The 10,174-nt window shown below is 67.4% G+C and carries 11 protein-coding genes and 1 pseudogene; 7 read left to right on the forward strand and 5 right to left on the reverse strand.

All coding sequences use genetic code 11. The features are described from left to right. A pseudogene (locus LI94_RS18305) lies at positions 1–203 on the reverse strand (acyl-CoA dehydrogenase); the annotation flags it as partial. Between the two features lie 14 nt (positions 204–217). Beyond that, on the reverse strand, positions 218–1,378 hold the full coding sequence (locus LI94_RS18310; RefSeq protein ID WP_024440743.1) for an acyl-CoA dehydrogenase family protein: 1,161 nt from the start codon (positions 1,376–1,378) through the stop codon (positions 218–220). Positions 1,379–1,487: 109 nt separating this feature from the next. Between LI94_RS18310 and LI94_RS18315 the strand changes: the two genes are divergently transcribed. From LI94_RS18315 to holA, 4 genes are all read left to right on the forward strand, one after another. Then, complete coding sequence (locus tag LI94_RS18315) at positions 1,488–2,024, forward strand: DUF4352 domain-containing protein (protein WP_036457069.1); 537 nt, start codon at positions 1,488–1,490, stop codon at positions 2,022–2,024. Positions 2,025–2,125: 101 nt separating this feature from the next. Next, the gene (locus LI94_RS18320) at positions 2,126–2,977 is read left to right on the forward strand and encodes a ComEA family DNA-binding protein (protein ID WP_024440741.1); all 852 of its coding nucleotides are present in this window, start codon (positions 2,126–2,128) and stop codon (positions 2,975–2,977) included. A gap of 2 nt (positions 2,978–2,979) precedes the next feature. Next, positions 2,980–4,542 (forward strand): ComEC/Rec2 family competence protein, encoded by a 1,563-nt coding sequence (locus LI94_RS18325; protein WP_046302084.1) that lies wholly within the window; start codon positions 2,980–2,982, stop codon positions 4,540–4,542. Between the two features lie 12 nt (positions 4,543–4,554). Beyond that, a complete protein-coding gene (gene holA, locus LI94_RS18330; protein ID WP_024440739.1) occupies positions 4,555–5,517 on the forward strand; it encodes a DNA polymerase III subunit delta in 963 nt (320 codons plus the stop codon). A 68-nt stretch (positions 5,518–5,585) separates the two neighbouring features. On the opposite strand, the gene rpsT is transcribed toward holA, so the two are convergent. Continuing rightward, a complete protein-coding gene (gene rpsT / locus LI94_RS18335) occupies positions 5,586–5,846 on the reverse strand; it encodes a 30S ribosomal protein S20 (protein ID WP_024440738.1) in 261 nt (86 codons plus the stop codon). A 100-nt stretch (positions 5,847–5,946) separates the two neighbouring features. Further along, entirely contained in the window at positions 5,947–6,804 is an 858-nt protein-coding gene (locus LI94_RS18340) for a ribonuclease Z (RefSeq protein ID WP_024440737.1), read from the reverse strand. Between the two features lie 126 nt (positions 6,805–6,930). On the opposite strand from LI94_RS18340, the gene LI94_RS18345 reads away from it, so the two are divergent. Continuing rightward, positions 6,931–7,359: a CBS domain-containing protein gene (locus tag LI94_RS18345; RefSeq protein WP_024440736.1), complete on the forward strand. Its 429-nt coding sequence runs from the start codon at positions 6,931–6,933 to the stop codon at positions 7,357–7,359. Between the two features lie 12 nt (positions 7,360–7,371). Here the strand turns inward: LI94_RS18345 and LI94_RS18350 are convergent, their stop codons facing one another. Continuing rightward, positions 7,372–7,998, reverse strand: coding sequence for a type II toxin-antitoxin system PemK/MazF family toxin (locus LI94_RS18350; protein ID WP_024440735.1), 627 nt, complete (start codon positions 7,996–7,998; stop codon positions 7,372–7,374). Positions 7,999–8,584: 586 nt separating this feature from the next. Here LI94_RS18350 and LI94_RS18355 point away from each other — a divergent pair. Beyond that, on the forward strand, positions 8,585–9,139 hold the full coding sequence (locus LI94_RS18355; RefSeq protein ID WP_046302085.1) for a hypothetical protein: 555 nt from the start codon (positions 8,585–8,587) through the stop codon (positions 9,137–9,139). Positions 9,140–9,488: 349 nt separating this feature from the next. After that, entirely contained in the window at positions 9,489–10,058 is a 570-nt protein-coding gene (locus LI94_RS18360) for a hypothetical protein (RefSeq protein WP_231383968.1), read from the forward strand. The last annotated feature ends 116 nt before the right edge of the window (positions 10,059–10,174 follow it).

A 10,174-nucleotide genomic window follows, 5' to 3' on the forward strand; every position in this document is an offset into this window, starting at 1 on the left:
CAGATGTGTATAAGAGACAGGGATTCCTGCGGGTCGAAACCCAGACCGAGAATCCCGGTGTCCGCCAGTTGCTTCCACACCTCCGGGTTGAATCCGGGATCGGCCTCGATGACCTTGTTACGGGTTTCGGTGTCATAGCCCGACAACATCGAACGGGTGGTGTCGCGCAGCAGAACCTGCTCGTCGCTGAGTTGGAAGTCCATAGCTGTCATACCTCCTAAAGGCCGAGAATGGTCGACGCGATGATGGTGCGCTGTACCTCGTTGCTGCCGCCGTAGATCGAGGTCTTGCGGTAGTTCAGGTACGTCGGTGCCGCATCCTGTGCCCAGGCGGGCGTGGCAATGCCGTCGCCTGCCTCGAAGGGCAGAACATCGGGACCGGCCAGCTCCACGAACAGCTCGGTGGCGGCCTGCTGCAGCTGGCTGCCCCGCAGCTTGAGCACCGATGACGCCGGGTTCGGCTTGCCGTCGGCGGAGTCGCTCGACACTCGCATCTGGGTGAGCTCGAGCGCCAGCAGATCGTTCTCGAGTTCGGCGACCCGGGCGGCGAACAACGGGTCGTCGAGGGCCCCCAACGCCTCGGCGCGCTGCTTGAGTTCGGCGACACGGACCTTGGTGCGGGTCACTCCGGCGATGCCGGTCCGCTCGTTGCCCAGCAGGAACTTCGCGTAGGTCCAGCCGTGGTTCTCCTCACCGACCAGCTGATCGGCGGGCACCCGCACGTCGGAGAAGAACACCTCGTTGACCTCGTAGCCGCCGTCGATCAGCTTGATCGGCCGCATGGTCACGCCCGGTGTGTCGACCCGGAACAGCAAAAAGGAGATGCCAGCCTGTTTCTTGGGTGCCTGCGGGTCGGTTCGCACCAGGCAGAAGATCCAGTCCGCGTACTGGCCGAGCGTGGTCCAGGTCTTCTGCCCGTTGACGATGTAGCTGTCGCCGTCACGCACCGCTGTGGTGCGCAGGCTTGCCAGGTCGGAGCCGGCTTCCGGCTCGGAGAAGCCCTGGCACCACCAGATGTCCAGGTTGGCGGTGGCGGGCAGGAAGCGTTCCTTGATCTCCTGGGAGCCGAATTCCGCGATGACCGGGCCGACCATCTTGGCGTTGAAGGTCAGCGGTTCGGGCACCGACGCCAGCTGCATCTCGTCGTGCCAGATCTGGTGCTGGGTCAGCGTCCAGTCCTTGCCGCCCCACTCGACCGGCCAGTTCGGTACCGCCAGGCCGTTGGCGTTGAGGATGCGCTGGGTGGTGACGATGTCGTCGGGAAAGTTCGAATGACCCAACCGGCTGCGTTCGCGAATGTCAGCCGGGATCTCGGTGGTGAAGAAGGTCCGCATTTCGTCGCGGAACGCTGCCTCCTCCGCGCTCAGTGCCAGTCTCACGTCGACCTCCCGGTTGGTTGGGTGAACTCACGGTTGGTATGCACCCTAATCGCCACTTCCGCGGCGGTTCGGGGGAGGGCGTAGCGTGCGCTTTTGTAGGCTGGACCGCATGAGACGGTGGCTCGTCGCGCTCTGTGTCCTGGTCTTGTCTCTCGTGTCGTGCTCGGCGGGGACCGCGGAGAAGCCCCAGTCGGACTCATCGCCGGGGGCCCGGCAGACACCGGCCCCGCGACCGCCCGCGCACATCGGCCAAACGCTGGACTTGATGCGCATCGGCGGGCAGAAGATCGCCGTGACGTTGACGGAGGTCATCGCACCGGCGACCGTCCCGAACGGCTGGGGCACGGCGGGCAAGACCTATCTCGCGACCAAGCTGCGGATCGAGAACGCCGGGACGACGACCATCGTCGGCAACAGCAACAGCGACGTCACGGTGGTGGGTTCTGACGACCAGAACTACCACGCCGATTTCGCCACCGTGACCGAGTGCAAGGACTTCGCCTACGGCTGGTTCCTGATCCCCGCCGGCTCGTCGAACACCGGTTGCGTGGTCTTCGCGCTGCCCACCGGGGTTACCGCGGCAAAGGTCCGCTATGCGCCGTCGTCGGGTATCTCCCAAGACGTCGGGGAGTGGCTGAATTCCTAGCGCCACCGCTGGTTGCGCACAGTCTGCGGTTGATCCACAGATCAGTGTGGATCGAGCACTGAGCGAGCCGGAGGGACCGTGCCGGCGCCTACCGTCGGCGCATGGCACCAGAACCACCCGCAGAGCGGCTGCAGCGTCGGCTCGGACTGCTTCCGGAACCCGACTGTGGTGAGCGCACCGCCGACACCGACGACGACCATGACCAGAATTCGTTGCTGCCGCATTGGCTTCCGGACGGCGCGGCCGACGCGGGCTGGCTTGGCAAAGTGCGGGCCGACCCAGGCAAAGCTGCGGCGATCGCCTTGGCGGTGATCGCCGCGGTGGCGGTGCTCATCACGGTGTTTACCGTGCTGCGTGATCAGCCGGCGCCGGTGCTGAGCGCGAAACTGCCTCCGGTGGAGATGGTTTCGACAGCCGGCCCGCGCACCGACGAAGCGGCCGCCGGCGCCGCGGCACCGACCGCCGAGCAGGTCGTGGTCAGCGTGGTCGGTCTGGTGCAGAAGCCGGGCCTGGCGACGTTGTCGCCCGGATCGCGCATCGCCGATGCCCTGACCGCGGCCGGCGGGGCCCTCGACGGTGCGGATACGGTCGGACTGAATCTGGCCCGGCCCTTAGTCGATGGCGAACAGATCGTGGTCGGTCTGGCGCCGCCGGCGGGACTGCCGGTGCTGGGCAGTTCGGTGCGTGCCGGCTCACCGGGACCGGCAGCACCCCGCACCAGCACAGTCCCCACCGGTCCAGAGCCCCACCAGGAACCGGGCGAGCCGGTGAACCTCAATACCGCGACGGTCGAGCAACTCGACGCCCTGCCCGGGGTGGGGCCGGTGACCGCGGCGGCGATCGTGGCCTGGCGCGACAGTCACGGGAAGTTCACCCGCGTCGATCAGCTCGGCGACGTTGACGGAATCGGCCCGGCGCGCCTGGAGAAGCTGCGTGCCCTGGTTCGTGTCTGAGTGTGACGTCGCCAGCGACCGAACCGGCGCCGACGGCTCGCCTCGACGTTCGGCTGGTGCCGGCGGCGGTGGTGGGCTGGCTGATCACCGCGGCCGGCATCCAGTGGCAGATCGGCGGCGTGCTGGCCGTGCTGTGTGCCCTGCTGGCTGTGGCCGCGGGCGTGCTGGGTCGGTCCGCCGGACGGCGGGGGCACCCGGGCCGGCGGTTGGTGGGTGCGGCGATTGCCGCGGCATCGATGGCGGGTGCGGGCTTCGGATGGGCTGTTGCCTTGCGTACCGCCGCCGTCGAGCACCACCCGATCGCGGCGTTGTTCGGCACCACCGCGGCGGTGACGGTCACCCCGAATGAGAGTCCACTGCCCGCCGGCGCCCGGCGAGTGATGTTCCGGGCCACCTTGCAGCGCCTCGACGACGCCGTCGCTTCGGGCCGGGTGCTGGTATTCGCCTCCGGCGTCGAATTCGGCGAGGTGATGGTCGGCCAGTCGATGACGTTCCGCGCCAAGGTCGCCCGCCCAGCTCGGCGGGATCTGTCGGTGGCGATGCTCACCGCCAGCGGCGCTCCGGTGCGCGGGCAGCCCGGGCCCGTGGCGCGGGCAGCGCATCGGGTTCGGGCCCGGTTCGCGGCCGCCGCCACGCGAGTGCTGCCCGCCGAGCAGGCCCGGATGCTGCCCGCGTTGGTGCTCGGCGACACCACCGCGATCACGGCCGCCACCGGCCGGGACTTTCGGGCCGCGGGGTTGACGCATCTGATGGCGGTCTCCGGGGCCAACGTGACGATCGTGTGCGGTGCGGTGCTGTTTTCAGCGCGGCTGGTCGGGCCGCGGGCCGCCGCGGTACTGGCCGGGGGCGCCTTGGTCGCATTCGTGATCGTCGTGCAGCCCACCGCCAGCGTGTTGCGGGCGGCGGTGATGGGCGCCATTGCGCTGTTGGGCGTGCTGTCAGCGCGCAACCGCCAGGCGGTGCCGAGTCTGGCGGCCAGTGTGCTGGTGCTGCTGGCGTTGGCCCCGCACCTGGCCGTCGACGTCGGTTTCGCGCTGTCGGTGGTGGCCACCGCGGCGCTGGTGCTCCTCGCGCCGGTCTGGACGGCCCGGCTGGAGGCGCATGGCTGGCCTCGACCGCTGGCCGCCGCGGTCTGCGTGGCGTGGGCGGCCAACCTGGTCACCGCGCCGTTGATCGCCGGTATCTCCGGCCGGCTCAGCCTGGTCAGTACAGTGGCCAACCTTGCGGTTGCGGCGCTGGTCGCGCCGATCACCGTGCTCGGCAGCGCGGCCGCGGTGCTGTGCGGGTGGTGGCCGGCAGGCGCCTACCTGTTGATCCGTTTCACCGGACCGGAGTTGTGGTGGGTGTGCCGTGTCGCACGCTGGGCGGGCGGACTCCCCGCCGCCACCGTGCCGGTGCCGCAGGGCGCAGCGGGGGTCGTCGGGGTCGGCGCAGCAGCAGTCCTGGTGGTGATCTGTTGGCGATGGCGGTGGTGCCGCCGGGTGCTGGCCGCATTGGGGCTGTGCCTGCTGGCGTGGTCGGCCGCGCAGGTGTTGACCGGCTGGGCGGGAGTCGGTGCAGCGTGACACGATTGGCGGGTGAGCCAATCGGTTTCGCCACTGCATCTGATCCTCGGGGACGAGGAACTGCTGGTCGAACGGGCCGTTGGCCAGGTGCTTGCCGGGGTGCGGGCGCAGGCCGGCAGCACCGATATCCCGGTTGACCGGTTGCGTGCCGGTGAGGTCGAGGCGGGCGAACTCGCCGAGCTGCTGAGCCCCTCGCTGTTCGCGGACGAACGGGTGGTGGTGCTCGAGGCCGCGGCCGAAGCAGGCAAGGAGGCGGTGGCGCTGATCGCTGCCACGGCCGAGGATGTCCCGCCGGGCACCGTGCTGGTGGTGGTGCATTCGGGTGCGGGTCGGGCCAAGGCGCTGGCCGGGCAGTTGCGGGAACTCGGCGCCGAAGTGCACACCTGTGCGCGCATCACTAAGGCCGCTGAGCGTGCTGACTTTGTGCGTGCCGAGTTCCGCGGGCTCAAGGTCCGGGTCGACGACGCATGCGTGACGGCGCTGCTCGATGCGGTGGGTTCGGACATCCGCGAACTGGCCTCGGCCTGCTCGCAGCTGGTCGCGGACACCGGCGGGCACGTCGACGCCATCGCCGTGCGCCGCTATCACAGCGGCAAAGCCGAGGTGAAAGGGTTCGACGTCGCCGATCGGGCGGTCGTGGGCGACCTCGCCGGTGCCACCGAGGCTCTGCGCTGGGCGATGATCCGTGGCGAACCGCATGTGGTGCTGGCCGACGCGCTGGCCGAAGCGATTCACACCATCGCGCGGGTGCGGGCCAAGTCCGGTGACCCCTACCGGCTGGCCGGTGACTTGGGCATGCCGCCCTGGCGGGTGCAGAAGGCGCAGAAGCAGGCCCGGTTTTGGTCGCCGGGAACGATAGCGGCAGCGGTGCGGCTGGTGGCCGCCCTCAACGCCGACGTCAAGGGCGCCGCTGCCGACGCCGACTACGCCTTGGAGGCCGCGGTACGCGGCGTCGCCGAGTTGGCCGACCGCTGATCCAGGCAACACGAAGGCCCCTGTTCCGGGTGGAATCAGGGGCCTGCGCTTGCGGGCTATCCGCTAGGTCAGAGCTGGTTGAGCGCCTTCGCCAGCGCCGACTTCTTGTTGGCGGCCTGGTTCTTGTGGATGACGCCCTTGCTGGCGGCCTTGTCCAGCTTGCGGCTGGTCGAGACCAGCAGCACGCCGGCCTTGTCCTTGTCGCCGGCGGCGGCGGCCTCGCGGAAGGCACGGATCGCGGTGCGCACCGCCGACTTCACCGACTGGTTGCGCAGCCGGGCTTGCTCGTTGGTCCGGTTGCGCTTCACCTGCGACTTGATGTTGGCCACGGAGTAATTCCTTCGCAAAAGCTTGAGTTGGGTTTGCCTCCCGAGGCGGGAGCAACAGCTGTTCAGGGTACCAGCTGGTTCGGTAACTCCCCAACTCGCCTCAGCTGCGGGCGGTCACCTCGACTCGGTGCAGGTCGTCGCCGAGTTCGATCGGCCCGTCGAACTCCGCGGCGGCCAGCGCCCGCCACTGCTCTTCCTGCCCGGGCGCGATGGCGGGCACATAGTGGGTCAGCACCAGAATGCCCGCCCCGGCCCGTTTGGCGGTCGCGGCAGCCTGGGCCACCGAGGAGTGGTAGTCGCAGATATCGCGGATGCGCTGCTGGGGCAGCAACGCGATGAGGTCGCTGCGGATGACGGTGTGCACCAACGCACCGGCTCCGGCCGCCAGCTCGTCGAGGCTGTCGCAGGGCACGGTGTCGCCGGCCATCACCACCGAGGCGGTCCCGGTGTCGTCGGAGTGCTCGATTCGGAAGCCGATGGTAGGTGTCACCGGCCGGTGGTCGGTGGGCGCCACGGTGATCCGCACCTGGTCGCGGTCCCAGACCAGTCCGGTGGTGTATTCCTGCACGTCGACCGGGGGAGGGGCGGTCAGATCGTCGTGGTGAGCAATGCGGTAGCCGATGTCGTGACCGAAGGCGCGCAGAGTCGCCTCAACGACCTCTGCGGTGCCCGGTGGTCCGATGACTGGCAGCGGCGGAGCGTCGGGCGTGAAGGTGGTGACCCAGCGGGTGATCAGTAGGTCGCCCAGGTCGGCGATGTGGTCACTGTGCAGGTGGGTGAGCAGCAGCGCCGACAGACTGCTGGCCGAGGCCCCAGCCGCGGCCAGACGCTGCAGAACACCGCGTCCGCAGTCGACCAGCAGTTGCTGGCCCCCGGCTCGGATCAGGGTCGACGGGCCGGCGCGGTTCGGGTCGGGGATCGGACTTCCGGTGCCCAGCAGGGTGATCTCGATCGTCATGACGTCACATATGCCACAGATGCCGCCCGCGCGCCACGGGATCGGCCGAGTTTTGCTTTCGGCGCCCCCTGTTCGGCCAAATGGCCTAGCCTGGTGTGAAGCAGATCACTGCGGCGGGAGGCTTCGATGCGGATCGCGGACGTATTACGGAACAAGGGTGCGGCGGTAGTGACCATCCACCCCGATGCCACGGTCATGGAGTTGCTGGCGGGCTTGGCTGAGCACAACATCGGGGCGATGGTGGTGATCGGACATGAGGGCCTGGAGGGGGTGGCCTCCGAGCGTGACGTGGTACGCCAGCTGCACGTCCACGGCGCCAGTCTGTTGGCTCGGCCGGTGTCGGCCATCATGACCCGCCTGGTGGCGACCTGCGCCAAGACCGACACCGCCGACGAGGTCAGCATGTTGATGACCGAGCACCGTGCGCGGCACATACCGGTGCTCGAAAACGGCCGGTTGGCCGGGATCGTCAGCATCGGCGACGTCGTCAAGTCTCGAATGGAAGAGTTGCAAGCCGAGCACGAGCAACTGCGCGACTACATCGCCCAGGGCTAGCCGGTTGCAGCGTCAGCTCCACGCGTAGTCGCTGCGCAGTCGGGCTGCCACCACATCGAACGCCGAACGCTCCAGAATGGCGCCTTCGCGCCGGATCGACTCCTCGGGCACGTCTAGCACCCGGTCAAGCCGCACCCAGCTGACCCGGTGAGCGTCATCCCAGCTGCCCGCGCCGATGCCGACCCAGTTCGGGTCCTCGGCATGCCGTTGCCTGCTGGACAGCATCAGGCCCAGCAGCATGTTGCGGTCGCGGCCGACGACCAACACCGGCCGGTCTTCTCCTTGTAAGGGCCCCTGGCCCGCAATGTCCTCGTAGGCCACCCAGGTCCAGACGATCTCGCCGGGGTCGGCGCGACCGTTGAGGTCGGGGGCGTAGACGAGCCGGCGTGCCCGGTGCGCGGTGGGAACACTGCTGTCGGTCACTGGACGGCCGGCGGCGATCTCCGTAGCCGGCTCCGAGGTCGCGCCGCTGAGGATGTCCAGACCGATCTTGATGCCCTGCTCGATACCGCGCTGGATGCGCTGCTGTACCTGCGGTGCCTGCTCGAGTTGGCGGATGAACCGTGGGGCTTCGTTGAACACCAGGTTCTCTGCGAATCGCTGCACCGACTGCCATGGGGTCTTCCGCGGGGAAGCCATGCTCGCAGCATAGGCGAAACCCGCTTCTGGCACTGGTTTCCGGCCGCCGCGACGCCGTCTCAGCGGCGGCGTTTCCTTGACGCCAACGTAACCAAAAGGCACAGGAATCTGTACGAAAACTGAAGCGCCACTTGTGTTGTCCGCAGAGACCCATCGGCGTACGGTACGGGAATATTGATTAACCGGGGGCTTCTTTTCACCGGGCCGGCGCAGCTACATCCGGGGCGTCAGCCGGACGGAAGATCTCAATCGGGGAGTGGAAGTCGCCGAAAACTGCAGTCTGGGGAGGGTCTTGGCTTTCCTCCGGGGGTGCTTGAGCTGGGGTAAGTCACCGCCCGGAACGGCATGTACGGCAACGCGTTCGCCGGCAGCTGATGCCTTTGGCTGAGTCGGGGGGTGATCGCCCGGGTCTTCTTATGCACCGAGGGGCTATCAGGAGGTATATGGATTTGCGCAACTATCACGCAGCGTCTACATCGCAACCGGAGTAGTGAAACTGACAGAGCCCCTGTGGCTTTCAGTGAGGGGGCCGGGGGGCTCCTGGGGCGGACTACGGCCCAAAGAGACATCGCGAAAGGCATTGAACATGAACATTCGCAAAATCGTCGTCGTCGGTGGCTTCGCCGCCGGCGCGGCGTTTGTCTTGGCGCCCTTGGCCTCGGCCGACACCGACCCGTTGGCGCCGGTCGTCACCAGTGAGATCGGGACGATGAACTTTCTGTTCGGGACCGACACCTTCCTGGCGGGCGTCCCTTCCACGGACGTCACCGTGGGTCCGCAGGGCTTCGACATCATCAAACCGGCGGCGGTCTCGACGGTTCAGGACAATGGCACAACCCCGTTCGCTCACCTGGTCTACGGGTTCAATCCGTTCGAAGCCGGACTGGCCACCGACCCCGGTGCCTACAGCGTCTTCAACGGTGCGATGGTCCCGTTCGACGACGGCATCAACTCGCTGCTGTACGCGATGATGAACAACGGCGCCGTGCTCGACTGGGACGGCGGCACCGGCGACCTGTTCGGCGGGAGCAGCATGGAGGCCATCGCCAACGGCGCCGACACCGGCTGGGCGGAAGCCATGAGCTATTTCCAGTTCGCCTGGGGCGACCTGCTGGGCTACTTCGGCGTCTTCGACTCCTAGCCGCCGCCCGAAGCCGAACCCCCGGAGGATCGTCTCCGGGGGTTCCGTCGGCTGCGGCAGCGTCGGGCCGGTCGTTCACTTGAAAATTTCCTCATCATCCAACGCTGTGTAATGCGCCGCCCATTTTGTGGTCCATGAAACGCGCCGACGTGCGTAAATCCCGCTCACTGCGGGCCCAGCATGGGGCAAGGGCTCGAGGAAACCAAAGTGAAAGTGAACATTCACTTGCGTTAGTCACAGGTGCTTGTTAGATTTAACCCGGCTTACAGCAACGTTGCTGGGGGGAGCCGCCGGTGGGGACGGGAAAATTAGCCGCCGGCCAGTATGTAGGGAATTTTGGGGGATCAACATGCGTAAATTCGGCGTGATCGGCAGTTTTGTCGCTGGTGCGGCACTCGCGTTGGCGCCGTTGGCGGCCGCCGCCGACGAGGAGACCGACAACCTTCCGGACTTCAGCAACATCCTGTTGGGTCAGGTTCAGTCGATGAACTGGCTCTTCGGAGCCCAGGCCTCGGCGTCGGGTGTCGACAGCGACCTGATCACCCCCGGCGCGCCCACGCTCGCTGACCCGCTGTCGTTCAGCACCATTTCCGCAGACGACTTGGCGGATAACGCGACCTTCGCGGCCATGCTGTTCGGCCCGAATTGGGAAAGCGAAATGTCTTCGGACCCGGGCTCCTACAGCTTGTTCAACGGTGCGCTGACGCAGTTCTACGACGCCAGCAACGTCTTGTTGTTCGCACTGATGACCGGTGGTGACGAGATTCAGCTCGAAGACGCCGGCAACTACCTGTTCGGTTCGGAAAGCGGGATCATCGACGGGCTGGCCGGTGACGGCGTCTTCGCCGACTTCACCAATTTCTTCGAGGCCGGCCTGGCAGATCTGGGCGGGTACTTCGGGTTCGGGCTCGACATGTAAACCGGTGCTAAGCGCAAACCCCCGGGACTGGGCGGGTTCACATGGTCGTCGCAACACTCTCGATGAGAGGTTGCGGCGACCATGTCGTTTTCGGAGGACTGTGCGCGGTTCGGTGA

The sequence above is a fragment of the Mycobacterium sp. UM_Kg27 genome (genome assembly GCF_000972905.1).
Classification (GTDB): Bacteria; Actinomycetota; Actinomycetes; order Mycobacteriales; family Mycobacteriaceae; genus Mycobacterium.